This is a genomic window from Xanthomonas sp. DAR 35659 (assembly GCF_041242975.1).
Classification (GTDB): domain Bacteria; phylum Pseudomonadota; class Gammaproteobacteria; order Xanthomonadales; family Xanthomonadaceae; genus Xanthomonas_A; species Xanthomonas_A medicagonis.
Window position 1 is genome coordinate 5,160,857 of sequence record NZ_CP162488.1, and the last position, 26,582, is coordinate 5,187,438.

At 72.5% G+C, this 26,582-nt stretch carries 17 protein-coding genes; 8 read left to right on the forward strand and 9 right to left on the reverse strand.

Features of this window, described 5'->3' with window-relative positions; all coding sequences use genetic code 11:
* Positions 1–68 precede the first annotated feature (68 nt).
* The 4 genes from AB3X07_RS21975 to AB3X07_RS21990 all read right to left on the reverse strand — a co-directional run bounded on the left by AB3X07_RS21975 (position 69) and on the right by AB3X07_RS21990 (position 4,232).
* The gene (locus tag AB3X07_RS21975) at positions 69–440 is read right to left on the reverse strand and encodes a VOC family protein (protein ID WP_369941264.1); all 372 of its coding nucleotides are present in this window, start codon (positions 438–440) and stop codon (positions 69–71) included.
* 207 nt (positions 441–647) lie between these two features.
* Positions 648–998: a hypothetical protein gene (locus tag AB3X07_RS21980; protein WP_369941265.1), complete on the reverse strand. Its 351-nt coding sequence runs from the start codon at positions 996–998 to the stop codon at positions 648–650.
* Positions 999–1,112: 114 nt separating this feature from the next.
* On the reverse strand, positions 1,113–1,523 hold the full coding sequence (locus tag AB3X07_RS21985) for a hypothetical protein (RefSeq protein WP_369941268.1): 411 nt from the start codon (positions 1,521–1,523) through the stop codon (positions 1,113–1,115).
* Positions 1,524–1,535: 12 nt separating this feature from the next.
* A complete protein-coding gene (locus AB3X07_RS21990; protein WP_369941270.1) occupies positions 1,536–4,232 on the reverse strand; it encodes a bifunctional acetate--CoA ligase family protein/GNAT family N-acetyltransferase in 2,697 nt (898 codons plus the stop codon).
* Between the two features lie 735 nt (positions 4,233–4,967).
* On the opposite strand from AB3X07_RS21990, the gene AB3X07_RS21995 reads away from it, so the two are divergent.
* A complete protein-coding gene (locus AB3X07_RS21995; protein ID WP_369941271.1) occupies positions 4,968–6,797 on the forward strand; it encodes a monovalent cation:proton antiporter-2 (CPA2) family protein in 1,830 nt (609 codons plus the stop codon).
* Positions 6,798–7,361: 564 nt separating this feature from the next.
* Here the strand turns inward: AB3X07_RS21995 and zwf are convergent.
* Both zwf and AB3X07_RS22005 read right to left on the reverse strand, forming a co-directional pair.
* Positions 7,362–9,197 carry a glucose-6-phosphate dehydrogenase gene (zwf, locus tag AB3X07_RS22000; protein WP_369941273.1) on the reverse strand — a complete coding sequence of 612 codons (1,836 nt, stop codon included), beginning with the start codon at positions 9,195–9,197 and terminating at the stop codon, positions 7,362–7,364.
* Positions 9,194–10,984 (reverse strand): glycoside hydrolase family 15 protein, encoded by a 1,791-nt coding sequence (locus AB3X07_RS22005; protein WP_369941275.1) that lies wholly within the window; start codon positions 10,982–10,984, stop codon positions 9,194–9,196. Before AB3X07_RS22005 ends, zwf begins: the two co-directional genes overlap by 4 nt.
* Before the next feature lie 125 nt (positions 10,985–11,109).
* Here AB3X07_RS22005 and AB3X07_RS22010 point away from each other — a divergent pair, with 125 nt between their 5' ends.
* Positions 11,110–11,826: a response regulator transcription factor gene (locus AB3X07_RS22010; protein ID WP_369941277.1), complete on the forward strand. Its 717-nt coding sequence runs from the start codon at positions 11,110–11,112 to the stop codon at positions 11,824–11,826.
* On the opposite strand, the gene AB3X07_RS22015 is transcribed toward AB3X07_RS22010, so the two are convergent.
* Positions 11,823–13,184 carry a sensor histidine kinase gene (locus AB3X07_RS22015; RefSeq protein WP_369941280.1) on the reverse strand — a complete coding sequence of 454 codons (1,362 nt, stop codon included), beginning with the start codon at positions 13,182–13,184 and terminating at the stop codon, positions 11,823–11,825. The two genes, AB3X07_RS22010 and AB3X07_RS22015, sit on opposite strands and share 4 nt — an antisense overlap.
* Before the next feature lie 213 nt (positions 13,185–13,397).
* On the opposite strand from AB3X07_RS22015, the gene AB3X07_RS22020 reads away from it, so the two are divergent.
* Together AB3X07_RS22020 and AB3X07_RS22025 are read left to right on the forward strand one after the other, a co-directional pair.
* Entirely contained in the window at positions 13,398–15,725 is a 2,328-nt protein-coding gene (locus tag AB3X07_RS22020; protein ID WP_369941282.1) for a YadA family autotransporter adhesin, read from the forward strand.
* Between the two features lie 64 nt (positions 15,726–15,789).
* Entirely contained in the window at positions 15,790–17,676 is a 1,887-nt protein-coding gene (locus AB3X07_RS22025) for a S8 family peptidase (protein WP_369941284.1), read from the forward strand.
* Between the two features lie 486 nt (positions 17,677–18,162).
* Here the strand turns inward: AB3X07_RS22025 and AB3X07_RS22030 are convergent, their stop codons facing one another.
* Complete coding sequence (locus AB3X07_RS22030) at positions 18,163–21,477, reverse strand: ankyrin repeat domain-containing protein (RefSeq protein ID WP_369941286.1); 3,315 nt, start codon at positions 21,475–21,477, stop codon at positions 18,163–18,165.
* On the reverse strand, positions 21,474–21,731 hold the full coding sequence (locus AB3X07_RS22035) for a YcgL domain-containing protein (protein WP_369941288.1): 258 nt from the start codon (positions 21,729–21,731) through the stop codon (positions 21,474–21,476). The genes AB3X07_RS22030 and AB3X07_RS22035 overlap by 4 nt, the downstream gene beginning before the upstream one ends.
* Positions 21,732–21,948: 217 nt before the next feature.
* Between AB3X07_RS22035 and AB3X07_RS22040 the strand changes: the two genes are divergently transcribed.
* From AB3X07_RS22040 to AB3X07_RS22055, 4 genes are read left to right on the forward strand one after another with little or no spacing between them, the layout of a single operon-like run.
* Positions 21,949–23,148, forward strand: a complete 1,200-nt coding sequence (locus tag AB3X07_RS22040; RefSeq protein ID WP_369941290.1) for a beta-ketoacyl-[acyl-carrier-protein] synthase family protein — start codon at positions 21,949–21,951, stop codon at positions 23,146–23,148.
* Positions 23,149–23,156: 8 nt separating this feature from the next.
* Positions 23,157–23,933, forward strand: a complete 777-nt coding sequence (locus AB3X07_RS22045; RefSeq protein ID WP_369941292.1) for a beta-ketoacyl synthase chain length factor — start codon at positions 23,157–23,159, stop codon at positions 23,931–23,933.
* Positions 23,930–24,751: a glycosyltransferase family 2 protein gene (locus AB3X07_RS22050; RefSeq protein ID WP_369941294.1), complete on the forward strand. Its 822-nt coding sequence runs from the start codon at positions 23,930–23,932 to the stop codon at positions 24,749–24,751. The genes AB3X07_RS22045 and AB3X07_RS22050 overlap by 4 nt, the downstream gene beginning before the upstream one ends.
* On the forward strand, positions 24,748–26,373 hold the full coding sequence (locus AB3X07_RS22055; protein ID WP_369941296.1) for an NAD(P)/FAD-dependent oxidoreductase: 1,626 nt from the start codon (positions 24,748–24,750) through the stop codon (positions 26,371–26,373). Before AB3X07_RS22050 ends, AB3X07_RS22055 begins: the two co-directional genes overlap by 4 nt.
* The last annotated feature ends 209 nt before the right edge of the window (positions 26,374–26,582 follow it).

The window sequence follows — 26,582 nt, forward strand, 5'->3', positions numbered from 1 at the left end:
GTCCGGCCCGCGTGACCGAACCGCCGGGGATTCCGCGCTCGCGGCGGCTGGGCGTAGGCGCTTGGCCGTCAGCCGATCTGCTGCCCCACCCACCAGGTCGTGCCGCCTGCGTCGCCGCGGCGGTCCGCATCGTCCTTCTGCACCGGTTCCTGCACCGCGACCGCGCCAGCGGCCAGCGCGCGCCGATAGGTCGCGTCCACATCGCGCACATAGACGTGGATGTGCGCCGGCTGCGCCGGCCAGCCCTCGACCGCGTCGCAGAACATCAACACGCTGTCGTCGATGCGCACCTCGCCGTGCGCGAGCGTGCCGCCTTCGCCGGGAATCTGCCGCAGCGGTTCTGCATCGAACACCGCGACCAGGAACGCGATGGTCCGCCGCGCGCCGTCGACGATGAGATAGGGGGACACCGCGTTGTAGCCGTCCGGCTTGAAGTGCATATTTCCTCCTTGGCGAGCATCGGATACGAATGGGTACGCCGGACCATAACGGTTCAACTCGCCGGCGCACATGCCACCGCAGGCCCGGGTGCAGATGCGCCTGTCGCCGGCATCCGTCACAGCGGCGTCCATTGCCATAGCGGCTGCATGACGCCGATACGCGTTACCACGTCGCGCGGCGCGGACATGCGCCAGGCGGGGATCGGCTCAGGTGGCGTGGCGCGCGCGCCATCCATGGATGATCTCGGCGACCACATAGGCCACGAACGCCAGCGCCAACACCCCCATGTTCCAAAACGGCAGCAGGCGCAGGCGGTCGTAAAAGCTGTTCTGGACCTCGAGCTGCACGACCTGCCCGGTCGGTCCGCCACCCTGATCCCGCACGGGTACCGCATCCTCCATAGAGGGCGAATCCACCAGCCGCACCTCGACCGCTTTCGCCGGAAGGCTATGCCACATGCCCTTGTACAGAATCGCCATCGACGAGAAGGTATAAAGGTTGAGCGTCAGCAGCAGCAGGAAGGTGAGGAACACGATCACGCGTTGCGCAAGATTCATGTCGGACTCCTTGTACGCCTTGCGTGTCATATGCAATCGATGCGTCATTGATCGTGCAATGCCGGCTTGGCGAGATCAACCGCCGCGGCGCGCGCGCATGCGGCCCGCATCGGCTCACAGCGCGCAGGAACTCACCCGTGCAGCCAGGGTGAAGGGCACCTTGCCCAGGTCGTCGAGCCCTTCGAAATCGAACACGTAAGTCCCCTTGACCACGACGGTCAGTTCCCCGTCGCGCGAGGCATGGAAGGTCAGCGAGGCGACATCGACCGGATGGTGCGCATGCTCCAGCAGGATCGAGCCGTCGATGCTGCCGTCCTCCGGGTCCAACGGGAAGACGAAGTGCTGTCCGGCCAGCTCGCGCAAGTGCAGCGACGGCAGCGCGATGCCGTCCAGGCGGATCGCCGTGTCCACCAGCGCGCCTTCGTGCAGGAACGGCCGCAGCAGGATCTCCATCGATGCCGCGTCCGCCGCGCCGAACAGAAAGGCATGCCGCGGTTGCAGCAGTTTGACCGGGAAATTCGCCATGTTCGTGTGTCCTTACGAAGTCGCCACCGGCAGCACCACATCCATCAGCGTGGCATCGTCCGGGTCGGGCGTGGCCTTGAAGCCGAGCTGCTGGCACATCGCCAGCATGGTGCGATTCTCGCGCAGCACCTGGCCTTCGACCACGTTGAGGCCGAGCCAGCCGGCGTACTCGATCATGATCCGCATCAGTTGCCAGCCGATGCCGTGGCCCTTGAGGTCGGAGCGGATCAGGATGCCGTATTCGCCGCGGTCGTAGTCGGCGTCGGCGTGCAGGCGCACCGCGCCGAGCATGTCGCCGCTGCGCGGTTCGATCGCCACCAGCGCGATGGAACGCGCGTAGTCGAGCTGGGTCAGGCGCGCGATGAATTCGTGGCTGAAGTGCTTCACCGCCTGGAAGAAGCGCAGGCGCAGGTCCTCGTCGGTGACGCGGGCGAAGAAGCTGCGGAACAGCGCGTCGTCCTCCGGCCGTACCGGGCGCACGAACGCGGCGGCGCCGTCGTTGAGCACGATGCGCCGCTCCCACTCCTTGGGATACGGGAAGATCGCGAAGCGCGGGTGGCCGCGGCCCTTGTGCAGGCGCCGCGGCGGCGCCACCGCCACCCGCGCGTCCACCGCGATCACGCCGTCGCGGTCGGCCAGCAGCGGATTGATGTCCAGTTCGCGGATCTCCGGCAGGTCGGCGGCCAGTTGCGCCAGCTTGACCAGCACCATCGCCACCGCGCGCTCGTCGGCGGCGGGCACGTCGCGGTAGGCCTTGAGGATGCGGCTGACGCGGGTGCGGCCGATCAGTTCGTGGGCCAGGCGCAGGTCCAGCGGCGGCAGCGCCAGCGCCTTGTCGTCGATCACTTCCACCGCGATGCCGCCACGGCCGAACACGATCACCGGGCCGAAGGTGGGGTCGTCGGCGATGCCGGCGATCAGTTCGCGCGCCTTCGGCCGCAGCAGCGAGGGCTGCACCAGCACGCCGTCGATGCGCGCCTGCGGCCGCGCGGCGCGCGCCCGCGCGAGGATGCCCTCGGCCGCATCGTGCACCGCCTCCACGCTGACCAGGTTGAGGCGCACGCCGTCCACGTCGGACTTGTGCGGGATGTCGGCCGAGTGGATCTTCACCGCCACCGCCAGGCCCTGCGCCAGCATCGGCGCCGCGGCCGCCGCGGCCTCGGCGGCGGTGGCGGCATGCACCACCGGCGCGGTGGGAATGCCGTAGGCGGCGAGCAGGCGGTTGCTGTCCAGCGGATCCAGCCAGGTCTGGCCGGCGGCCAACGCGGCATCGACGATGCCGCGCGCGCTGGCCGCGTCGAACACGAAATCCTCCGGCAGGCTCGGCGGCGTCTCCATCAGCGCCGCCTGCGCCTCGCGGTAGCGCACCAGGTGCATGAAGCCGCGCACCGCGTCGGCCTCGGTGGCGTAGGTGGGGATGTGCGCGGCGTTGAGCGCGGCGGTGGCGCTTTCGTCGTTGCCGAGCCACACCGCGAACACCGGCTTGTCGCGGTGGTGGCGCGAACGCAGCCCCAGGATGCGGGTCAGCGCCTGCGCGGCGTCGGCCGAGGAGGTGAAGGCGGTCGGCACGTTGACCACCAGCACCGCGTCGTTCTCCGGATCGGCCAGCAGCGCCTCGGCGGCGGCGGCGTAGCGCTCGCCGTCGGCATCGACCACGATGTCCACCGGATTGGCGTGCGACCACTCCTGCGGCAGCGCCTGCTCCAGCCGCTGCAGGGTCTGCGGCGACAGGCCGGCCAGGGTGCCGCCGAGATCGGCGAGCTGGTCCACCGCCAGGCGGCCGACGCCGCCGCCGTTGCTGAGGATGGCCAGGCGGCGGCCGGGGAAGGTGCTGAGCCGGCCCAGGGTCTCGGCCGCGGCGAACAGTTCGTCCAGCGCACGCACGCGCAGCAGGCCGGCGCGGGCGAAGGCGGCGCCGTAGACCGCGTCGGAGCTGGCCAGCGCCTGCACGTGGGTGTCGGCGTTGGGATCGATGCGCAGCTGGCGGCCCGACTTCACCACCACCACCGGCTTGGCGCGCGCGGCGGCGCGCGCGGCCGACATGAACTTGCGCGCATCGCGGATGTGTTCGACGTACAGCAGGATCGCGCGGGTGCGGTAGTCGGTGGCGAAGTAGTCGAGCAGGTCGCCGAAGTCCACGTCCAGCGCATCGCCCAGCGACACCACCGCGGAAAAGCCGACCGAGCGCGCCACGCCCCACTCCACCAGCGCCGCGGCGATGGCGCTGGATTCGGAGACCAGCGCCAGATCGCCGGGCTGCGGGCAATGCGCGGCGATACTGGCGTTGAGCTTGGCGTGCGGGGCGATCACGCCCAGGCAATGCGGGCCGAGCAGGCGCAGGCCCTTGGCGCGCGCCGCCGCCTCGGCCCGCGCCGCGGCCGAGCCGGGGCCTTCGCCCAGGCCGGCGGTGAGGATGATCACCGCGGCCACTCCTTGGCGCGCGGCGATGGCAACGATGCGCGGCACCATCCGCGCCGGCACGGTGATGACCACCAGATCCGGCACCCACGGCAGATCGGTGAGCCGGCGCACGGTGGGCATGCCGTCGATCTCGCGGTAGCGCGGGCTGACCCAGCCGATCTGGCCGGGGAAGCCGGCGGCGCGCAGGTTGCGCACCACCGCGCGCCCGGCCGAGCGCTCGCGCGGGCTGCCGCCGACGATGGCGACCGAGGCGGGGCGGAACACGGACTGCAGGTGGTAGGTGCTCATGGCGGGCGCGGGGCGGGCAAGCGGTGCGACAACGGTACACGGGTGATGCGGGCGCGGGGATGATCGGTGGATGCGGATGCGCCGCGGCCTGTCGCGTCGCTGCGTCGGCCGCTACGGGAAAGGCGGTGGATTCCGGCGTCCATGCGTCGGGGGCTGAAGCCCCTCCCACAGTGCTTTCGCTGGCATTCCGGTGCCGATTCCGGCGGGGCCGAGGCTCGTCCTACACCATGCCAGGACGCTGGCCAGGGGTTCCTGCGGGAGCGACGTCAGGGCACCTCTACTACCTTCAGTCCGGAAGCTGCACGCTGCGCGTGTCGATGGCATGTCGTTTTCCTGTCGCGGCTGAAGCCGCTCCTACAACCGCGCGCGGCGCCCCTGTAGGAGCGGCTTCAGCCGCGACAGAAGAACGAAGTGGCCATGATGCCAAGGCCTCCATGGCAACCGCGGCCGCAACGCCACCGCGTCCCTTTGCCAACGCGCCTTTGCCACGTCAGGACATGCCGAACGCCTCGATGCCCGGTGGGCGCATCGGCGGCTCGAAATGCATCGACATGCTGTTTTGGGGGGTATTAGATGTGCCCTACGTCACGCGGGAGCCGACGCCAAGGGGTCCCCTCCCGCGGCCCGCCCGATCTCCGACGCTGCCGAAGGCCGGCTCCGGCCCGCGGCCTCCCCCCAATCAGGGTAAGCGGGCAGTCGCATCGCGGCCGCATAATGGCGCGATGGAGACGACTCGTGCATAGCGGCGGCCTGGAGCTGGCGCTCGTATTGCTGCTGGCCGCGGTGATCGCGGTGCCGGTGTTCAAGCGCCTGGGCCTGGGCGCCGTGCTGGCCTATCTGGCCGCCGGCGTGGTGCTGGGGCCGGACGGGCTGGGCTTCGTGCAGGACACCGAGCGCATCCTCAACGCCGCCGAGATCGGCGTGGTGATGCTGCTGTTCCTGATCGGCCTGGAACTGTCGCCGGCGCGGCTGAAGCTGATGCGGCGCGCGGTGTTCGGCGCCGGCACCGCGCAGGTGGCGCTGACCGCGCTGCCGCTGGGCGTGCTGCTGCTGTGCCTGGACGTGAACTGGAAGAGCGCGCTGGTGGTGGGCCTGGCGCTGGCGCTGTCGTCCACCGCGGTCGGCCTGCAGCTGCTGGCCGAGCGCAAGGCGCTCAACAGCGACTACGGCCGGCTCGGCTTCGCGATCCTGCTGTTCCAGGACCTGATCGCGATCCCGCTGCTGGCCGCGATTCCGCTGCTCGGCGGAGCCAAGAACGACACCCTGACCTGGTCCGAGGTGGCGCAGGCGCTGGGCGCGTTGGCGCTGGTGGTGCTGTGCGGGCGGCTGGTGCTGCGCCACCTGTTCCGCATGGTCGCGCGCACGCGCATGCCCGAGGTCTTCACCGCCAGCGCGCTGCTGGTGGTGCTGGGCAACGCCTGGTTCCTGCAGAAGGCCGGGCTGAGCCCCAGCCTGGGCGCGTTCCTGGCCGGCGTGCTGCTGGCCGATTCGGAATTCCGGCACGAACTGGAGGCGCAGATCGAGCCGTTCCAGGGCCTGCTGCTGGGCGTGTTCTTCATCGCCGTGGGCATGGGCATCGACCTGGACCGCATCGTCGCCGAACCGTGGCTGATCGCCGGCGGCGTGGCCACGCTGCTGCTGGTCAAGTTCGGCCTGCTGGTCGGCATCGGCCGGGTGGCGCGGCTGCCGCTGCGCAGCGCGCTGCTGCTCGGCAGCCTGCTGTGGCTGGGCGGCGAATTCGCCTTCGTGGTGTTCACCGAGGCGCAGCGCGCGCAGTTGCTCGACGACGCCAACCACGACCGCCTGGTCGCGGTGGTCGGCGTGTCGATGGCGCTGACCCCGCTGCTGCTGATCGGCATGCAGCGTCTGCTCGACGGCGGCGAGGCGGCCAAGGCCAGGCGCGTGCCGCCGCCGGCCGCCAGCTACGACACCGTCGATGCGCAGCGCGCGCAGGTGCTGATCGCCGGCATGGGCCGCTTCGGCCAGGTCGTGGCGCGGCTGCTGACCGCGCAGCGCATTCCGTTCGTGGCGCTGGAGCACAACCCGGACACGGTCGAGGACCTGCGCCGCTTCGGCAACAAGATCTACTACGGCGACCCCAGCCGCCCGGACCTGCTGCGCGCGGCCGGCAGCGACAGCATCGGCATCTTCGTGGTGGCGATGGACGATCCGGAAACCAACATCAAGACCACGCGGCTGATCCGCCGCCTGTATCCGAAGGCGCAGGTGCTGTCGCGCGCGCGCAACCGCCAGCACGCCTGGCGGCTGATGGACCTGGGCGCCGAACCGTTCCGCGAAGTGTTCGCCTCCAGCCTGGAGCTGAGCGAGAAGGTGCTGGTGAGCCTGGGGCTGAGCGCGGACACCGCGCGCGACCGCATCGCCCGCTTCCGCCAGCACGACGAGCAACTGCTGCGCGCGCAGCACCTGGTGTACGACGACGACGCGGCGGTGGTGCAGACCTCGCGCGATGCGCGTGCGGATTTGATGCGGCTGTTCGAGGCGGACGTGGGCGAGACGCCGCCGGACGCGGCGCGCGATGCGGGTGCGGCGAAGACGCAGGCGTAGGACGTTGCGGTGGAGTGTGGTGCGGCGCTTGCGTGGCGTGCGCGGTGGAAGGACGGCGGTGCAGCGGCCGGTCGTGGCGGGTGCTGGATGGGCGCTGGATCCGTGCTTCGTTCGTCGCGGCTGGAAGCCGCTCCCACAGGCGTTGCGGCCGGCTTGCCGGTTGTGTGGAGGGAGAATCTCGATGGCGTCGGGACGTTGGCTCCGACAGCATCCGAAGCCCGACGATTGTGCGGCTTCGTTGGTCGCGGCTGAAGCCGCTCCTATAGGGGCGCGCAAGGTGGGTGCCCTTGTAGGAGCGGCTTCAGCCGCGACAGCATGCCGAACCTGGCGCCACGTCATGCCTCGCCGTCGCGCCCGCTCCTGCCCGGCCTTGGGTCGGTGCACTGCAGCGCCCAGGTCGGCGCGCTGCGGCAGCCGCGGCTGGGCACAGCGAATACGCCGTGGGAAGGACTTCCGTCCCGACTGCCGCCAACACCGAGCGCGACGCATGGCCACAGGCCATCCGTCGCCGCTCCCACGAGAACGACGCCCCGCCACCTCGCGCAGGACGGTGCGCGGCGCCGGTCAGCGCTTCGCCGCCGCGCGCTTGACACCAGTCGCTGGCGACGCCTTCGCCACCGGCTTGCTCGCTTTCCTGGAAGCGGACTTGACGGCCTTCCTGGGCGCGACCGTCTTCTTGGATGCGGCTGTCGTCTTCCCCGCCGTCCTCTTGCCCGGGGTGACCGCGCGCTTGGCCGAAGCCGCACGCTTGGACGTGCCGGCGCCGGCCGCCTTGGCCTTGGAGACATCCGGCTTGGCGGCCGCCGACCGCTTCGCCGGTGCCGCGGCCTTGGCGTCGGTGCCGCCTTCCGGCGCGCGCCGCGGCGGCGGACGGCGGCCGGCGGTCAGGGTGCGCCAGCTGTGGCCGCCGCTGAGCGCGAGCAGCGCGTCGGCCGCGGCCGGGCCGGCGCTGCCGGCCGGGTACTGCGGCACTTCGTCCGCCGACCCGCGCCACGTGTCCAGGATCGGCTGCACGATGCGCCACGCCGCCTCGACCATGGTCGCGTCCTGGAACAGGCCGGCCTCGCCGTTCATGCAGTCCTGCAGCAGGCGTTCGTAGCCGACCGTGTATTCCTTCGGGAACCAGTCGCGGTAGCGGAAGTCCATGCGCACTGGCGCCAGGCTGACCCGCGCGCCCGGGCGCTTGACGTCGAACTGCAGCGAGATGCCTTCGTCCGGCTGGATGTGCAGCACCAGCCAGTCCGGGCCGTAGCCGCCGATCTCGGCGCTGCGCAACGGCGCCAGCGGCGCCGGCTTGAAGCGGATCGCGATCTCGGTGGTGCGTTCGCGCAGGCGCTTGCCGGTGCGCAGGTAGAACGGCACGCCGGCCCAGCGCCAGGTGTCGACCTGCAGCTTCATCGCCACGTAGGTCTCGGTGTTGGAATCGGCCGGCACCGTGTCCTCCTCGCGGTAGCCGGGCACCGCGTTGCGTCCGATCGCGCCGGCCGCGTACTGGCCGCGCACCACGTCCGCCGGCGCCAGCGGCCGCACCGCCTCGATCACCTCGGCGCGCCGGCGCAGCATCGCCGCCGGGGTGAACGCGGCCGGCGGCTCCATCGCGATCATCGCCAGCAACTGGAACAGGTGGTTGGGCACCATGTCGCGCAGGCAGCCGGTGGGATCGTAGAAGCCGCCGCGGCCTTCCACGCCGATGGTCTCGGCGGCGGTGATCTGCACGTGGTCGATGCGGTCGCGGTTCCACACCGGCTCGAACAGGCCGTTGGCGAAGCGGAAGGCGAGGATGTTCTGCACCGTTTCCTTGCCCAGGAAATGGTCGATGCGGAACACCTGGTCCTCGTCGAGCACGCGGCCGACGATGGCGTTGAGATCCTTCGCGCTCTGCAGGTCGTGGCCGAACGGCTTCTCCACGATCACCCGCCGCCAGCCGCCGCCGGCGTGCTGCCTGACCAGCCCGGCCGCGCCCAACTGCTCGATCGCCGGGGCGAAGAAGCGCGCCGCGGTGGCCAGATAGAACAGCACGTTGCCGCCGGTCTGGTACTGCGCGTCGTATTTCTCGATCACCTGGCCGAGCGCGCGATACGTTGCGGCATCGGCGAAATCCCCGCGCAGGTAGTGCAGGCGCGTGCGCAGCCAGTCCCACACGTCCTCGTCCAGGCCGTCGGCCTTGAACTCGGCGTCGCGGTCGGCCATCAGCCCATGCAGCGCGGTGCCGAGCAGGCGCCGCCAGGTGGTTTCGCTGATGTCGCCATGGTCCACGCCGATCACCGCGAACTGCTCGGGCAGCGCGCCGCTGCGGCGCAGGTTGTACAGCGCCGGCAGCACCAGGCGCCGGGTCAGGTCGCCGCGCGCGCCGAAGACCACGATCAGGCAGGGCGGAGTCGCTTGTGTCGCATCGCTCATGGATGGGTTTCCTGGTTGCCGAGTAAGCCATGCAGGCGCAATGCGGCGTGGACCAAGGCCACGTGCGAATAGCCCTGCGGAACGTTGCCGAGCATGCGGCCGCTGCGCGGATCGTATTCCTCGGCCAGCAGGCCGACGTCGTTGCACAGCCCGAGCAGGCGCTCGAACAGCGCGCGCGCCTGCTCGGCGCGGCCGAGCAGCGCGTAGTTCTCCACCAGCCAGAAACTGCAGGCGATGAAGGTGCCCTCGCCGGCCGGCAGGCCGTCGCCGCTGTCGTCGTCGGCGCGGTAGCGCTCGACCAGGCCATCGATGCTCAACCGCTGCGCGATCGCGTCGGCGGTGGCGGCCACGCGCGGATCGTCCGCCGGCAGGAAGCCGACCAGCGGGATCAGCAGCGTGGCTGCATCCAACCGCTCGCTGCCGTAGCTCTGCACGAAATAGCCGTCGCGGTGCACGCCCTGCTCCAGCACCTGCGCATGCACTTCGTCGGCCAGCGCGCGCCAGTGCGCGCGTTGCGCGGCGTCGGCGTCGGTGACCCCGTCGCGCGCGCCGCAGTCGAACGCCAGCCACGCCATCACCTTGGAATGCACGAAGTGGCGGCGCTGGTCGCGGATCTCCCAGATGCCTTCGTCCGGCTCGCGCCAGCGCTGTTCCAGCACCTCCAGCAGTTGCCGCGCCAGCGAGCGGCCATGCGCCGCGGTGGCCATGCCTTCGTGGCGGCCGCGATGGAACGCGGCGATCACCTCGCCGTAGACGTCCAGTTGGAACTGGCCGGCGGCGGCATTGCCGACCCGCACCGGCAACGCGCCTTCGTAGCCGGGCAGCCAGTCCACTTCCCATTCGGGCATGCGCCGTTCGCCGCCGATCCCGTACAGCGCCTGCAACTGGTCCGGCGAGCCGGCCACGGTGCGCTGCAGCCAGCCATGGAACGCGCCCGCCTCCTCGGAATAGCCGGCGGCGTGCAGCGCGGTCAGGGTGAACACCGCATCGCGCAGCCAGCAGAAGCGGTAGTCCCAGTTGCGCTCGCCGCCCAGGCGCTCGGGCAAGGAGGTGGTGGGCGCGGCGACGATCGCGCCGGTGGGCAGGTAGCTCAGGCCCTTCAGCACCACCAGCGAGCGCCGCACCGCGTCGGTCCACGGCCCGGCGTGCACGCAGCGGTGCGACCAGCCGTGCCAGAAGGCCTCGGTCTCATCCAGCGCCTGTTCCGGCGCCAGCGGCGGCGGCAGTTCCAGGTGCGAGGCGCCGTGGCTGAGCACGAACCAGGTGCTCTCGCCTTCCTCCAGCGCGAAGTCGGCCTCGGTGGCGAAGCCATGGCCCTGCATCGGCTGCGGGCTGCGCAGCGCGATCTGGTCCGGCCCGGCGATCGCCTGCAGGCCGCCCTCGATCTGCGACACCCACGGAATGGTGCGGCCGTAGTTGAAGCGCAGCTGCAACTGCATGCGCATCGGCACGCGGCCGCGCAGCCCGCGCACGATGCGCACCACGTGGTTGTGCGGTGCGTCGTTGTGGCTGGCGACCATGAAGTCCAGCACCGCGACGGCGCCTTCGTCGGTCTCGAACTCGGTTTCCAGGACCAGGCTGCCGTCGCGGTAGCGGCGCGTGCTGCCGAACGCGCCCTGCGGGGCGATCGACCAGCGGCCATGCTCGGGGGTGCCCAGCAGCGCCGCGAACAACGCGTCCGAATCGAAGCGCGGCAGGCACAACCAGTCGATCGAACCGCGCTTGTCCACCAGCGCCGCGCTGCGGCAATTGCCGAGCATGGCGTAGTCTTCGATAGGTGAGGCCATCATGCGCGCCGTGGCGGGGGAGCGGCGAGTGTGCCAGCGCCCGCGTTTGGACGGCGTAAGTGCCGTGCGCGCCGACCCGCGCCGGCGAGCGCGGGTCGCCCGCTGCGGCTACACTGCGCGGGCGCATGAATGCCGATACCGCTGCCACCGCCCTGCGCGTCGCGCTCCTGGAAGACGATCCGACGCTGCGCGACCGCATCCTGATCCCGGGCCTGCGCCGCTTCGGCTTCGAGACCGCCGGCTACGGCACCGGCGCGGAGCTGGAGGCACGCCTGCAGCAGGCCGCCGCCGACATCGTGGTGCTCGACGTCGGGCTGCCCGACACCGACGGCTTCACCCTGGCCGGCGCACTGCGGCAACGCTACCCCGACCTGGGGATCGTCATGCTGACCAGTCTGGCGCAGACCGAGGACCGCGTCCGCGGCCTGACCGGCGGTGCCGACGCCTATCTGGCCAAACCGGTGGAAATCGACCTGCTGGCGGCGACCCTGCACAGCCTGGCGCGGCGCCTGGGCACGCCTGCGGCGCCCGCGCCGGCGACGGCGCGCGGGCGCTGGCAACTGAGCGAGGACGGGTGGTGCCTGCTGGCGCCGTCGGGCGCGGCCGCGGCGCTGACCGGCAGCGAGCGGCGCCTGTGCCTGCGCCTGCTGGAGCAGCCCGGGCTGCTGGTGGCGCGCGAGGCGCTGATCGCCGCGCTCACCGACCGCGTGTACGACTTCGACGCGCACCGGCTGGATTCGATGGTGCACCGCCTGCGCACCAAGGTGCAGCGCCGCTGCGGCGCCGCGCTGCCGCTGGCGGCGGTGCACGGCCAGGGCTACATCCTCGACCCGAGCGGCTAAGCCGCGGGCGCCGCGTCGGCCCGCGGCAAGGCGATGCGGAAGCGGGCGCCGGCGCCGGGCGCGCTGTGCACCTCGATGCGCCCGCCGTTGCGCACCACCAGGTCGCGCACCACCGCCAGGCCCAGGCCGGTGCCGTGGTCGGCCGGCTTGGTGCTGTAGAACGGCTCGAACACGCGCGCGGCCACGTCCGCCGGCATGCCGTGGCCGTCGTCGGCGATCTCCACCACCACCCATGCGTCCTCGTGGCGCACGGCGATGTCGAAATGGCCGCGCTCGGCGATCGCGTCGCGGCTGTTGGAGGCCAGGTTCAGCAGCATCAGTTCGAACTGGCTGCGCTCGAAGCGGATCGGCGCCGGCGCCGCGGGCAGGTCGCAGCGCAGCACGATGCGCGCTTCCAGCAGTTGCCGCAGCATCGGCTGCAGGGCCGCGATGGCGGCGGCGACGTCGAAGCATTCGGCGTGCTCGGCGTCGCGGCGGCTGAAGCGCAGCAGGCGGCGGCTGATCGCCATGCCGCGCTGCGCCGAGTCCTCCACCGCCGCCAGCATCTCTTCCAGTTGCGCGGCGCGTTCGGCATCGCTGTCGGCCGCGTCGTCGTGGCGCGCGGCGGCGAAGCCGACGATCACCGCCAGCACGTTGTTGAAGTCGTGCGCCAGGCCGCTGGCCATGCGCTCGGTGATCTCGCGTTTCTGCGCGTGGATCAGTTGCGCCTGCGCCTGCTCGCGCTCGAGCATCTCCTGCTGCAGGCGCTGGCCGCGGGCGTTGGATTCGCGCAGGCTCTCGCGCAGCGCTTCGGTGGTGCGGTCCAGCAGGGCGGCCACCAGCAGGTAACTGAACAGCACCGGCAGCACGTTGTAGAACGCTTGCGCCGGCGTGTCGGCCAGTTCGAGCAGCGCGTCGTGGGCGACGCCGATGCCGAGCATCAGCAGCAAGGCCGCGAAGGTCATCCACAGCGCGCGGCGCCCGAGCACCAGGCCCGCCAGGATCAGCATCAGCATCTGCGCCAACTGGTCCGGCAACTGCTTCTGGAACCCATGGATGGCGGCATTGACCAGCAGCGAGGCGAGCATCGCGCCCAGCACCAGCCGCACGGCGCCGCGCAGCGCGCCCTGGCGCACGCGCACGACGCCGATGGCCGCGCACACGCCGATCAGCAGGCTCATCGTCAACGACACGACCAGGCCCGGCGGCACCGGCCGTTCGCGCAGCTGCGGCCAGGCCAGGACCAGCGCGACCACCAGGGTGGCGGGGATGGTCACCGCCAGGAACAGCAGCAGCAGTTGGATCACGCGCGCGTTGCGCCGATCCACCTCGTCCACCAGCGGCGCGCGGCCCAGCCAGCTCCAGAACGCCTTCGCCATGCCGCCCGCCCCCCATTCCCGTTCAGTGAGAATCCGATGATGATCATGCGAGAACTTGCAGGTGACAAGCCGGTGACGGCGGGCCTAAGTTCGCATGACGGAACGCGCCCGGGGACGACGGCGCGGCTTCCGGACCACTCCCGACCGAGGCGGAGGCGCACGCGCGCCGCCGACGTCGCCTTCTGCCCTGCCGTTTCCCAGCCCGAGATCGCCATGAACGACTGCACTTCCCCCCGTGGCACCGCCGCCCGTCATCCGGTTCCCCGCGCCTACAGCGCCCTGGCCCTGGCCTGTGCGCTGGGCCTGGCCTCGACGGCGATGGCGCAGACCCCCAGCGCCACGGCGTCCGCGCCGGTCGGCGGCGTCCAGGCCGACGGCACCGACGCCACCGCCAACGACGCCGGGACGGCCGCGACCACCTACGACCCCAGCGTCTACTTCAAGGCCACCGGCAGCGCCGACAGCGACGCCGGCGCCGAGGCCGATGGCGACGAAGCGCTGGCCGCCGGCGAGGCCGCCTCGGCGGTGGGGACCGGCACCATCGCGCTCGGCGGCGGTGCGGTCGCCTACGCCAATCACGCGCTGGCGGTGGGGCACAACAGTTTGGCCACCGAGGTGTCCACCACCGCGGTCGGCGGCATGCTCGACGTGGATTACTCGTATCAACCCTACGGCGTCGTGATCCTGCAGCAGACCTCCGCCACCGGCATGGCCGCGACCGCGCTGGGCGCCGGCGCCCAGGCCAGCGGCAAGTTCAACGTGGCCGCCGGTGCCGGCGCGATCGCCAGCGACCGCTCCAGCGTCGCCGTCGGTGGCATCGTCGACGTGGGCGAAGACGGCCTGAGCGGGGAAGGAACGCAGTTGCAGGCCACCCAGGCCACCGGTCCGCTGTCCACCGCGCTGGGCGGCGGCGCGCTGGCCACCGCCTACAACGCGACCGCGGTCGGCGCGCTGGCCGAGGCCAGCGCCAACCGCACCGTCGCCGTGGGCTCCACCGCGCTGGCCAACCAGTACGCCGCCGTGGCAGTGGGCGCGCAGAGCCAGGCCACCGCCGAGTGGGCCACCGCCTTCGGCAACGGCGCACGCGCCCTGGGCGCCCACAGCGTGTCCATCGGCCCCAGCGCGTACGCGCAGAGCGACGACGGCACCGCGGTCGGCCCGGCGGCGTTCGCCGGCGGTGTCGGCGCCACCGCGCTCGGCAACGGCTCCTGGGCCGGCGGCACCCGCAGCCTGGCCCTGGGCGGGGCGATGGTATGGAACGGCAGCTTCTTCGTGGATACGCCGGTGCTGTTCTACGACAGCATCGCCGTGGGGACAAAGGCCGATGTGTTCGGCGACCGCTCGATCGCGATCGGTGCCGATGCGCGGGTCGGCAGCACCGCCTTCGTCAACGACAAACAGAGCCCGACAAACAACAGCGTGGCGCTGGGCGCCGGGTCGGTCGCCGAACGCGACAACACCGTGTCCATCGGCGCCGCCGGCGCCGAACGCCAGCTCACCAACCTGGCCGCCGGCACCATGGACACCGATGCGGTCAACCTGGCGCAGTTGCGCAACGTCGCCGCCGCGTTCGGCGCCGGCAGCGTGGTCGATGCCAACGGCAACCTTATCGGCGGCAACTACCTGGTGCAGGGCTCGCACTACACCGACCTGGGCTCGGCGATGGGCGCGCTCGACAGCGCCCTGACCGGATTCGGCAGCCGCCTGAATGCCATCGGCAGCTCCGGTGGCATCAGCGGCGGCGGCGGCGGCGAGGCGACCGCGCCCAGCACCGGCGCCGGCACCAACGCCGTGGCCGTGGGCTCCGGCGCCACCGCCAACGGCGAGAACGGGCTGGCGATGGGCGCGCAGTCGCTGGCCTACGGCCCCAACGACACCGCGATCGGCGCCAACGCCAAGGTCAACGCCGACGGCAGCACCGCGGTCGGCGCCAATGCCCGCATCGCCGCGGTGGCGACCAATGCGGTGGCGCTGGGCGAAAGCGCCAGCGCCTCGGCGGCCTCGTCCACCGCGCTCGGCCAGGGCGCCTCGGCCAGCGCCGGCAACGCGGTCGCGCTCGGCCAGGGCTCGGTCGCCGACCGCGCCAACACGGTGTCGGTGGGCAGCGCCGGCAACGAGCGCCAGATCGCCAACGTCGCCGCCGGCAGCGCCGCCACAGATGCCACCAACGTGGCGCAGATGCGCGCCGGCGACAGCGCCACCCTGAGCAGCGCCAACGCCTACACCAACACCCGCGTCACCGCGCTGGACGACAGCTTCAACCAGTTGCGCACCGAGACCGAGCACCGCCTGGACGGCATGGACCGGCGCATGGACCGGCTCGGCGCGATGAGCGCGGCGATGCTCAACATGGCGGTCAACGCCGCCGGCACGCAGAGCCCGCGCGGGCGCGTGTCGGTCGGCGCCGGCTTCCAGGGCGGCGAGCAGGCGCTGTCGATCGGCTACGCCAAGAAGATCGGCGCGCGCGCCTCGTTCAGTCTGGGCGGCGCCTTCAGCAGCGGCGAATCCTCCGCCGGCATCGGCGTGGGCATCGATCTGTGACCCGCCGCGGCGCCGCGCGCGCCGCGCTTTCTCCTCCACACCTCTTCATTTCTAGGATCCGCAGATGACGTCCTCCAACACGCTCGCCGCCGCGCTCGCCGCCGTCCTGTTCGCCGGTGCCGCGCAGGCGGCCTCTCCCACCATCGGCCAGGGCGGCATGCGCGGCCCTGTGCCGCAAGCGGCCACGGCCAACGACCTGGGCCAGCGCTTCATCGTCAAGACCCGCACCAGCGGCACCCAGGCGCGCAGCCTGCTGTCCACCACCCTCAGCGGCGCGGTGGCGCGCAGCGGCATGCAGCAGGCCAAGGCCGCCCGCGGCGGCCTGGCGGCGCGCAGCGCGGTCAGCGCCACCGTGTTGCGCGACATGGCGGTGCCGGGCTGGCACGTGGTGCAGACCTCGCGCCACCTCAGCGACAGCGAGCGCAGCGCCTTCATCAACGAACTGAAGGCCGACCCGTCGGTGGTGTCGGTGCAGGTCGACCGGCTGTACCAGCGCCTGGACGAGGCCCGGGTCAGCTTGCCGCGCGCCACCGCCGCGGCCGCCACCGCGCCGAACGATCCGGCCTACGCGCAATTGCAGTGGAACTTCCACAACGCGGTCGGCGGGGTCAACGCCGAGCAGGGCTGGACCCGCTCCACCGGCCAGGGCGTGGTGGTGGCGGTGATCGACACCGGCGTGGTCAAGGACAACCCCGACCTGGCCGCCAACGTGCTGCCCGGCTACGACATGATCACCGACCACCGCGTCTCGCGCCGCGACAGCGACGGCCGCGTGCCCGGCGGCTACGACCTGGGCGACTGGGTCGAGGCCGACTACTGCACCGCGCTGGGCGCCTCGGGCAACGCGCCGGAACCGAGCTCGTGGCACGGCAGCCATGTCTCCGGCACCATCGCCCAGGTCACCAACAACAACCTGGCCACCGCCGGCCTGGCCTACGACGCCAAGATCCTGCCGGTGCGCGTGCTCGGTTCCTGCGGCGGCTTCGGCAGCGACATCGCCGACGGCATGCTGTGGGCCGCGGGCCTGCCGGTGGCCGGCCTGCCGACCAACCCGAACCCGGCCGAGGTGATCAACATGAGCCTGGGCAGCGGCGGCCCGGACAGCTGCCCGCAGATCTACCAGGACGCGATCGACCAGATCAACGCCAAGGGCAGCATCATCGTGGTCGCCGCCGGCAACTCCAACGCCGACGCCGCCACCTACACCATGTCCTCCTGCAACGGCGTGATCAGCGTCGGCGCCTCGCGCGTCAACGGCGGCCGCGCCAGCTACTCCAACTACGGCACGCGCGTGGACATCGCCGCGCCGGGCGGCGGCGGCGATGTCGACGGCAACCCGAACGGCTACATCTTCCAGGTGGTCAACGGCAGCACCACCTCGCCGACCGGCGACTGGCAGATCGGCGGCATGGCCGGCACCTCGATGGCCTCGCCGCACGTGGCCGCGGCGGTGGCGATGGCGCAGAGCATCGCCACCACGCCGTTCACCTGGAGCGGCATGCGCGACCTGCTGCGCGCCAGCGCGCGCCCGTTCCCGGTGGCGATCCCCAGCAACACCCCGATCGGCGCCGGCATCCTCGATGTGGACATGCTGCTGCAAATGGTCACCACCCCGCCGTGCCAGCCGTCGGACAGCAGTTGCGTGCCGCCGACCAAGACGCTGACCAACAAGGTCGAGATGCGCGGCCTCAGCAGCCAGGGCGGCGATGGGTTGTACAGCTTCCAGGCCACGGCCGGTACGCCGGTCAGCTTCATGACCTTCGGCGGCACCGGCAACGTGGCGATGTACGTATCGGCGGGCAAGACCCCGACCAGCAGCAGCTACGACGCCCGCTCCACCCGCGCCGGCAGCACCACCCAGACGGTCCGCGTGACCCCGTCCAGCACCACGACCTACTACGTGCGCCTGAGCGGCAGCTACAGCGGCCTGACCCTGGTCGGGCGGCAGTAAGCCGCTGCGCGGCGGCGCCGTTCGCCGCCGTGCCGGCGGGCGCGGGAGGGCCTCCCTCCCGCGCGCGTTTCCCAGGAAGCGATTTGCCCGCCATCCGGCGGGCTTTTTTTTGCGCCACGCCATGGAGCACGCGCCGTGAGGGCGATCGCGCGCGGCACTCCGCAGCGCCTGGAGCAGCGCGAACGCATCGCCCGAGTGCGCCACCGTGTGGTCGCGACGTCCGTGCGCGTCATCGTCGCAACAGATCGCGTTGCGCCTGTGGCGGGTTGCCGCCGATGCGGCGCAGCGCCCCAACCACGCTCGGGCCGGACGCCGACAAACCCGGTGCTGGTCACTCCCCAGCAAGGCGGCGCATGGCCCGCGATCGCGGGCTGGCCGCTGCGGCCTGACGGCGCGACCCGCGTGTGCCTGCGCGTGCACTGCGCGCTCGCCGCGTCCTTCCTGCAGGCAGGTGCGAGCGCGCCGCGCGGGATCCAGGACAGGCCGCTAACGGCTCTCGCGCAGGAACCGCGCCATCGACGACACCCCCGGCAGCGCCGGCTGGAACTGGCCGGCGACGTCGACGAAGCCGCGCATCACCGCGATCTCGCGCGGCGGGCGGTTCAGGGTATCGCGCAGGTCCGGATCGGCGCCGGCGCGCAACAGGCGCTGCACCAGCAGCGGCAGGCCGTGCAGCGCGGCCAGGTGCAGCGGGCCGAAGCCGCGCGGGTCCTGCACGTCCAGGCTCACTTCTTCGTCGAGCAGGCGCTCCACCCCGGCCAGCACCACCGTTTCCTCGCAGGCGGTGCCCGGCTCGGCGCGCGCGCCGAGCAGCAACAGCAACGGCGTGACCCCGCCGGCGGCGCTGCGGTCGGCTTCGGCGCCGGCCAGCAGCAAGGTGTCCAGCAGCGCCAGCAGACGCGACTTGTCGCGCGCGGTGAAGCCGTACAGCGCGGCGCAATGCAGCGGCGCCAGTTGCTGCGCGTCGCCGGCATGCACGTCGGCGCCGGCCGCCAGCAGCCGCGCGGCGATGTCCGGCAGGCCCAGCGCGCAGGCCAGCATCAGCACGGTGACGCCGCCGGGCAAGCGGTGTTCGATCTGCGCGCCGGCCGCGAGCAGCGCGGCGACGATCTCGGTCTGGCGCATGCTCACCGCCGCCGACAACGGCGTGGCGCCGCTGGCCGCGGCATGCTGCAGATCGGCGCCGCGCGCCAGCAGCAGGTCCACCGCCGCGGCATGGCCGCCGCCGGCGGCGCGCAGCAGCGCGGTGCAGCCCTGCGCATCGACCGCGTCCACCGCCAGGCCCAGGTCGATCAGGCGGCGGATCGCGTCGGCATCGCCGACCATCGCCGCGGCCGGCAGGTCGGCCGCGCGCAGCGGGCGCCGCGGCAACGGCCAGATCCGCCAGTCCAGCCAGTCGGCCAGGTCGCGGCGGCCGCTGGCCAGCGCCACGCCGAGCGGGGTCTGGCCGTCGGCGGCGCGCGCCTCCGGCGAGGCGCCCTGCTGGATCAACAGTTTCAGCGAGGCCTCGCGGCCCAGCGCGGCGGCCAGGTGCAGCGCGGTCATGCCGTGGCTGTCGCGCGCCTCGCGGTCGGCGCCGCGTTCGAGCAGATGCAGTTGCAGCCGCAGCCAGCCCAGCCGCACCGCCAGCGACAGCGGCGGATCGCCGGCCGGCGACGGCGCGAACGGATCGGCGCCGCGTTCGAGCAGTTCCAGCGCCAGTTGTTCCAGCGCGCGCGAGGCGTGATCGTGCTGCGCGCAGGCGGCCAGCAGCCGGGTCAGGCCGCCGCGGCCGGCCGGCGACACGCCGTGGCGCAGCATCGCCTGCAGGCTGGGCACCGCCTCCACGCCGCGCGAGAGCAACGCGAACATCGGCGTGTCGCCGCAGGCGTCGAGCACGTCCGGCGAGGCGCCGTGCGCCAGCAACCAGTCCACCGCCTGCGGGTTCAGCGCCAGGTGCGGATCGTGCAGCAACGCGCCGAGTTCCTCGGCGGCGCACAGCCGCGCCAACGCCGCCAGGCCATCACGCTGGCCCAGTTGCAGGCCCTCGCGCAGCAGCTCCAGCGGCGGCCGGTCGGGCAGGCTGGCGCGGCCGACCTCGCCCTGGCCGTCGCTGACCGCGGCCGGCAGCGGGTAGTCCGGGTCCAGCGCCGACACGATCGCCCAGCGCCCGGCCTCGGCGGCCAGGTCCACCGCGCGGCGGCCGCCGTGGTCCGGCTGCGCGGCGGCGACGCCCAGCTCCAGCAGGCGCCGGATCAGCCCCGGCGAGACCTGGTCGGCGGTGCAGGCCAGCAGCACCGCGTTGCGGCCGTCGCCATCGACCGCGATCAGGTCGGGCTTGTGCGGCAGCAAGCGTTCCAGCACCGCGACCCGGCCATGCCGCGCCGCTTCCAGCCACGGCGTGCGGCCCAGCGCGTCGCGTGCCTCCAGGTTGGCGCCGGCGCCGAGCAGCGCCTCGACGATGTCGACGTGGCCGGCCTGCGCCGCCTCGTGCAGCGCGCTGCGGCGCTGCCGGTCACGCGCATCGACCCGCGCCTTGTGCTTGAGCAACAACTGCACGCCGGCCGGATCGTCTTCCTCGGTGCCGGCCGCGGCCAGCAGCACCGGGCTGCCCTCGGCCGGTTCCGGCTTGGCGCCACGTTCGAGCAGGAACTTGGCCATGCGCCAGTTGCCGACGTGGCAGGCCACCGCCAGCGGGCTCAGGCCGTCGCGGTTGAGCGCGTCCAGTTCGGCCGCGGCGTCGCGCAGCAAGGCGGCCACGCCCGGGTCGGAACTGCGCGCGGCATGGTGCAGCGGGGTGTTGCCGTCGGTGTCGCTGGCGCGCGGGTCGGCGCCGTTGGCCAGCAGGGTCATCACCGCCTCGGGGCGGCCATGCCAGCTGTCGCGGGTCGCGGCCAGCAGCGGGGTCATGCCCAGGTGCGGGCGGTTGACGTCGACGCCGCGCACGATCAACTCGCGCAGCAGGCGCAGGTCCGGCAGCACCGCCGCCAGCACCGGCAGGCTGCGCTGGTCGCGCCAGTCCGCCGCCGGCAGCGCGTGCGGGTCGGCGCCGGCCTGCAGCAACTGCAGCGCGCGATCGACGCGGCCGCCGCGCGCGGCGTCGTACAGCGCCGCATGCAGATCGTCCGCGGCCGGCGCGGCCTCGTCCTCGCGCGGCGCGGCGGCCGCGCTCAGTTCGGCGAACAGGTCCGCCGAGGTCGTCGGCGGCGCCAGCGCCTGCGGCGCGGCCACGCGCTGCAGCAGGCCGTGCAGCAACGGCGACAGCAACGCATAGGCCAGCGCCAGCGGCCAGCGCGCGGCGGCGGCGAGCAGGTCCGGCCAGGCCAGCAGCACGCCGATGCCGGCCAGCAGCAGCACCAGCGCCGCCACCGCCAGGCCGCGCCAGGCCTGCACGTCCTGCTGCGCCAGCGCCTGCCAGCGCGCGCGCAGCGGGCCGCCCTCGCATTCGCTGCCGTGCCACAGCGGCCAGGTGCGCCACAGTCCGAGCAGCGCCGCGCTGGCGGCCACGCTCAGCGCCAGCGCCGCGGCCAGGCTGCCGCTGTCGCGCAGCGCCGCCAGCGGCCAGGCCACCAGCACCGCGACCAGACCTAGGCCACCGGCCCACAGCAGCAACAGCGGCGCCAGCTCGCGGGCCACGGCCTGCAGGCTGGGCGGACGCGGGCGGCTGCCGCGCGACCACGACAGCGCCAGCGCGAACGCCGGTTGCGCCAGCCACGCGCCCAGCGCCGCGGCCAGCGGGCCGGCCCCGGCGAGCAACGCCAGCAGCGCGCCCAGCGCGGCGGCGATCCAGGGAGCGCGCGCGCGAAACGGAGAGTCGGTCATCGTGTCGGATCGGTCCGGCCGTCGGGGAGCGGCGGCAATTGCAGATGGAAGCCGCAGCCGGCCAGGTTCGCGCGCACCGCCGCCGGATCGGCCCGGGCCAGGGTGCGTCCGGCGGTCAGCGCCACGTCGAGCACGAACGTCAGCGGCTGCAGCGACGCCAGCAGCGCCTGCGGCAGGCAGCCGAAGTCGTCGCGCTTGGCGAGGTAGAGATAGGTGTCCGGCTTGCGTTGGCTTTTGTAGACGTAGGCTTGCATGCCCGTGGCGTGCGCCTGGCGTGGAAAGGCAAGCGATTGTGGAGGAAATGCGCCAGCGACGAAAGCGCACGCCGCGCGCTGCATTTAGAAACGCATGCGCTGCGCCTGTTCACATTTCGACAGCCGCGCGTTTCACGGCAGCGCCGGCCACGCCGATATACTCCGACCATTCACTTTGTCGGAACATCGCGTGACCGAAGCGCCCCCGTTGCCCCGCATGGCTCCCGTCGCACTTCGTGCGTACACCGCGACCACCGCGCTCGGCAGCGGATTGCAGGCCCAACTGTCGGCCCTGCGCGCCGGCCGCAGCGGCCTGCGCCACAACGATTTCGGCGCGCAGCCGCTGCCCTGCTGGATCGGCCGCGTGGACGGGCTGGAAACGCAGCCGCTGCCGCCGGCGCTGGCGCAATGGGACTGCCGCAACAACCGCCTGGCGTGGCTGGCGCTGCAGCAGGACGGCTTGGCCGAGGCGGTCGCCGCCGCCGCGCAGCGCCATGGCGCCGAGCGCGTGGCGGTGGTGATGGGCACCTCTACCTCCAGCATCGGCGCCAGCGAGGAGGCCTACACCCGGCTGGACCAGGATGCCGAGGGCGCGTGTTTCCCTGCCGACCTGCGACGCCCGATCGTGCACACGCCGCATTCGCTGGGCGATTTCGTGCGCCACGCCACCGGCTTGCGCGGGCCGTGCATCACCGTCGCCACCGCCTGTTCGTCCAGCGCCAAGGTGTTCGCGCAGGCGGCGCGGCTGATCGCCGCCGGCGTGGTCGATGCGGCGCTGGTCGGCGGCGTGGACACGCTGTGCGGCAGCGTGCTGTTCGGCTTCAACGCGCTGCAACTGGTGTCGCCGGAGCCTTGCCGGCCGTTCGACGTGCGCCGCGTCGGGCTGTCGCTGGGCGAGGCCGGCGGCTATGCGCTGCTGGAACGGGTCGATGCCGCCGCGGCGCCGCCGGCGCTGGCGCTGCTGCGCGGCTATGGCGAATCCAGCGACGCGCACCACATGTCCGCGCCGCATCCGCAGGGCCTGGGCGCGCGCCTGGCGATGGGCGCGGCGCTGCGCCGCGCCGGCGTGGACGCGGCCGAGGTCGGCTACCTGAACCTGCACGGCACCGCCACCCCGGCCAACGACAGCATCGAGGCCGCGGCGGTGGCGGCACTGTTCCCGGCCACCCTGCACGCCAGTTCGACCAAGGCCTGGACCGGGCATACGCTGGGCGCGGCCGGCATCGTCGAGTCGGTGTTCGCGCTGCTCGCGCTGGGCGAGGGCCTGTTGCCGGGCACCCTCAACAGCGACCAGCCCGACCCGCAATGCGGTCCGCAGATCCGTTTCGCCACCGCCCACGCACAGGTCCGTTACGCGATGAACAATTCCTTCGGCTTCGGCGGCAACAACTGCTCGCTGCTGTTCGGCCACGCATGAGCACGCCGATGTTGACCGCGACCATCGAAGGCATCGGCTTCTGGACCGGCGGCCTGCCCACCTGGGCGGCGGCGCGCGCCTTCGCCGACGGCAGCGGCGGCACGCAGGAGACGCCGGCGCGGCCGGCCTCGCAGTTGCTGGCCGCCAACGAGCGGCGGCGCGCGCCGGACACCGTGGCGGTGTCGCTGGAAGTGGCGCTGGCCGCGTGCCAGGACGCCGGCCGCGATCCGGCCGCGCTGCCGTCGGTGTTCACCTCCACCCACGGCGACCTGGCGATCACCGACTACATGTGCGCCACCCTGGCCAGCGACCCGCTGGCGATCTCGCCGACCAAGTTCCACAACTCGGTGCACAACGCCGCCGCCGGCTACTGGACCATCGGCGCCGGCGCCACCGCCGCGGCGACCGCGATCAGCGCGCACCAGGCCAGCTTCGCGCAGGGCCTGCTGGAAGCGCTGTCGCAACTGGCCGCCGGCGAGGAGGCGATCGTGCTGGCCGGCTACGACAGCCGCTCGACCGGCCCGCTGGGCCGGGTCTCGCGCAGCGAAGGGCTGCTCGGCGGCGCGCTGGTGCTGGGCGCCGCGCCGCGGCCGGGCAAGCCGCGCCTGCGCGTGCGCCTGGCCGATGGCGCGGCCACCGCCGGCGACGGCGCCCTGGCGCGGCATGCCGCCGGCAACGCGATGGCGCCGATGCTGCCGCTGTTCGACGCGCTGGCCGCGGGCGCCGGCCAATGCGTACTGGACGCAGGCGGCGGCCGTTGCCTGCACGTGGACCTGCTGACGTGAGCCGCGCGCCGCTGCGCGCCGACGAGGCCGCGATCCTGATCCCGGCGCTCAACGAACGGCTGCGCATCCGCGAGGTGGTCGCCGACGCGCTGGCGCACTGCCCGCGGGTGATCGTGGTCGACGACGGCTCCGACGACGGCACCAGCGACTGCATCGCCGACCTGCCGGTGACCCTGATCCGCCATCCGCAGCGGCGCGGCAAGGGCGCCGCGCTGCGCAGCGGCTTCGCCGAGGCGCAGCGCCAGGGCGCGCGCGCGGTGATGACCATGGACGGCGACGGCCAGCACAGCGCCGCCGATTTCCCGCGCCTGCTGGCCGCGGCCAACCGCCATCCCGGCTGCGTGATCGTCGGCGCGCGGCTGCGCAAGCGCGCCAGCCAGCCGACCATCCGCCGCATCGGCAACGACTTCGGCGACTGGGGCATCGCCTGGGGCTGCGGCTTCCGCCTGATCGACAGCCAGAGCGGGCAGCGCCTGTACCCGCAGGCGGTGTACACGCTGCCGAACGTGCCCGGCGAGGGCTTCGTGTTCGAGGCGCAACTGCTTATTTCCGCCGCGCGCCAGGCCGGCGCGCGGGTGGTGGCGGTGCCGATCGAGACACGCTACGCCAACCAGACCCCGGGCACCTTCCGCAAGAGCCATTTCCGCCTGGTGCGCGACCTGTGGAAGATCACCTCGCACGTGATCGTGCAGGTCTGGCGGTACGGTCACGTGGTCCGCGAGTACCGCCGCGCCCGCACCACCCCGGTGCTGATCGACGACGTCGCCGGCGAGTTCGCGCCCGCGCCCGCCCCTTTCCACAAGGAAGAAACGACATGAACGAGCAGCACGCGGATGTGGTGATCGCCGGCGGCGGCCTGGCCGGACTGACCCTGGCCCTGCAACTGCGCCAGCGCGATCCGCAGTTGCGCATCAGCGTGCTGGAACGGCGCGCGCACCCGGTGCGCGAGGCCGCGTTCAAGGTCGGCGAATCCTCGGTGGAGATCGGCGCGCGCTACTTCGCCGACGTGCTCGGCCTGCGCGAGCACCTGGAGACCGAGCAGATCCGCAAGTTCGGCTTCCGCTTCTTCTTCTCCGACGGGCGCGAGGACATCGACCGCTGCACCGAGCTGGGCGTCAGCCGGCTGCTGCCGACGCCGTCGTGGCAGATCGACCGCGGCCGCTTCGAGAACTTCCTCGGCGAGCGCGCGCGCGCGCTGGGCGTGGACTTCATCGACGGCTGCACGGTGCGCGGCATCGACCTGGCCGAGGACGACGCCGACCACCAGGTGCGCTACGAACGCGACGGCGCCGCGGCCACGCTGCGCGCGCGCTGGGTGGTGGACGCCAGCGGCCGCGCCGGCCTGCTCAAGCGCAAGCTCGACCTGGCCCAGGACAACGCGCACAACGCCAACGCGGTGTGGTGGCGGGTGGACGGCCTGGTCGATCCCAACGCTTGGTCGCAGGACACGGCCTGGCTGCAGCGCTGCACGCCGCCGGACCGCTGGCGCTCGACCAACCACATGTGCGGGCCGGGCTACTGGTTCTGGCTGATCCCGCTGTCCTCCGGCGCGCATTCGCTGGGCATCGTCTGCGATGCGGCGATGCATCCGCTGGAGACGATGAACACCCACGCCAAGGCGATGGACTGGCTGCGCGCGCACCAACCGCAGGTGGCGCGCACGCTGGAGCGCGGCGAACACACACTGCAGGACTTCATGTTCCTGCGCGACTTCTCCTACGGCTGCAAGCAGGTGTTCTCGGCGCGGCGCTGGGCGCTGACCGGCGAGGCCGGCGTGTTCCTGGACCCGTTCTATTCGCCGGGCAGCGACTTCATCGCCATCTCCAACACCTACATCTGCGAACTGATCGGGCGCGATCGCGCCGGCGGCGACATCGCGCCCTACGCCGAGTTGTACCAGCAGCTGTACTTCTCGTTCTACGAGAACACCCTGACCCTGTACCAGGACCAGTACCCGCTGTTCGGCGACGCGCAGGTGATGCCGGTCAAGGTGATCTGGGACTACACCTACTATTGGTCGCTGCTGGCGCCGCTGTACTTCTCCGACCGCGTCGCCGACCTGGCCACGCTGGGCCGGCTGCGCCCGGACTTCATGCATGCGCGCGCGCTCAACCTCGGCGTGCAGGCGCTGCTGCGCGACTGGGGCGTGCACAACGCCGCGCAGGGCCGACCGGAAACCGACGCACGCCTACTCGACCAGTACCTGATCGGCTGGTTCCACCAACTCAACGGGGCGCTGTCGGACGTGTTGGACGATGCGGCGTTCCTCGCCCGCATCCGCCAGAACGTGGCGCGGATGGGCTGGCTGGCGCGCGAAGTGCTAAGCCAGGCGCGCGAGCAACATCCGCAGATCGAGGCCCATGGCCTGGACGCGTTGCTCGCCGATCTGCCGAACGGCGAATGCTCGCTGGCCGACGCCTGGTACGCGCGCGCCGCTTAGGTGCGCAGCCGCAACAGCCGTTCCAGGCCGCTGCAGCGACCGGAGCCGTCAGGCCACCGCCCGGTTCGACGCATGGCCAGCCGCTGTCGCTCCACAACGCCGGGCATGGCAGGAAGGCGAGCACGGCGGTGTCGACGCCCGGCAAGGCGCTACCGGATGCGCACTCGTCGGTCCTTGCCCGCCAGGCAATGACCATCGACAGCCGCGTG

Bases quoted from the DNA above. Each gene is read 5' to 3' on its own strand.
- AB3X07_RS22025 (WP_369941284.1), top strand. From the start codon at position 15,790: ATGACGTCCTCCAACACGCTCGCCGCCGCGCTCGCCGCCGTCCTGTTC.
- AB3X07_RS22040 (WP_369941290.1), top strand. From the start codon at position 21,949: ATGGCTCCCGTCGCACTTCGTGCGTACACCGCGACCACCGCGCTCGGC.
- AB3X07_RS22045 (WP_369941292.1), top strand. From the start codon at position 23,157: ATGTTGACCGCGACCATCGAAGGCATCGGCTTCTGGACCGGCGGCCTG.
- AB3X07_RS21975 (WP_369941264.1), bottom strand. From the start codon at position 440: ATGCACTTCAAGCCGGACGGCTACAACGCGGTGTCCCCCTATCTCATC.
- AB3X07_RS21980 (WP_369941265.1), bottom strand. From the start codon at position 998: ATGAATCTTGCGCAACGCGTGATCGTGTTCCTCACCTTCCTGCTGCTG.
- AB3X07_RS22015 (WP_369941280.1), bottom strand. From the start codon at position 13,184: ATGGCGAAGGCGTTCTGGAGCTGGCTGGGCCGCGCGCCGCTGGTGGAC.
- AB3X07_RS22010 (WP_369941277.1), top strand. From the start codon at position 11,110: ATGAATGCCGATACCGCTGCCACCGCCCTGCGCGTCGCGCTCCTGGAA.
- AB3X07_RS22030 (WP_369941286.1), bottom strand. From the start codon at position 21,477: ATGACCGACTCTCCGTTTCGCGCGCGCGCTCCCTGGATCGCCGCCGCG.
- zwf (WP_369941273.1), bottom strand. From the start codon at position 9,197: ATGAGCGATGCGACACAAGCGACTCCGCCCTGCCTGATCGTGGTCTTC.
- AB3X07_RS21990 (WP_369941270.1), bottom strand. From the start codon at position 4,232: ATGAGCACCTACCACCTGCAGTCCGTGTTCCGCCCCGCCTCGGTCGCC.
- AB3X07_RS22020 (WP_369941282.1), top strand. From the start codon at position 13,398: ATGAACGACTGCACTTCCCCCCGTGGCACCGCCGCCCGTCATCCGGTT.
- AB3X07_RS22005 (WP_369941275.1), bottom strand. From the start codon at position 10,984: ATGGCCTCACCTATCGAAGACTACGCCATGCTCGGCAATTGCCGCAGC.
- AB3X07_RS21985 (WP_369941268.1), bottom strand. From the start codon at position 1,523: ATGGCGAATTTCCCGGTCAAACTGCTGCAACCGCGGCATGCCTTTCTG.
- AB3X07_RS22035 (WP_369941288.1), bottom strand. From the start codon at position 21,731: ATGCAAGCCTACGTCTACAAAAGCCAACGCAAGCCGGACACCTATCTC.
- AB3X07_RS22055 (WP_369941296.1), top strand. From the start codon at position 24,748: ATGAACGAGCAGCACGCGGATGTGGTGATCGCCGGCGGCGGCCTGGCC.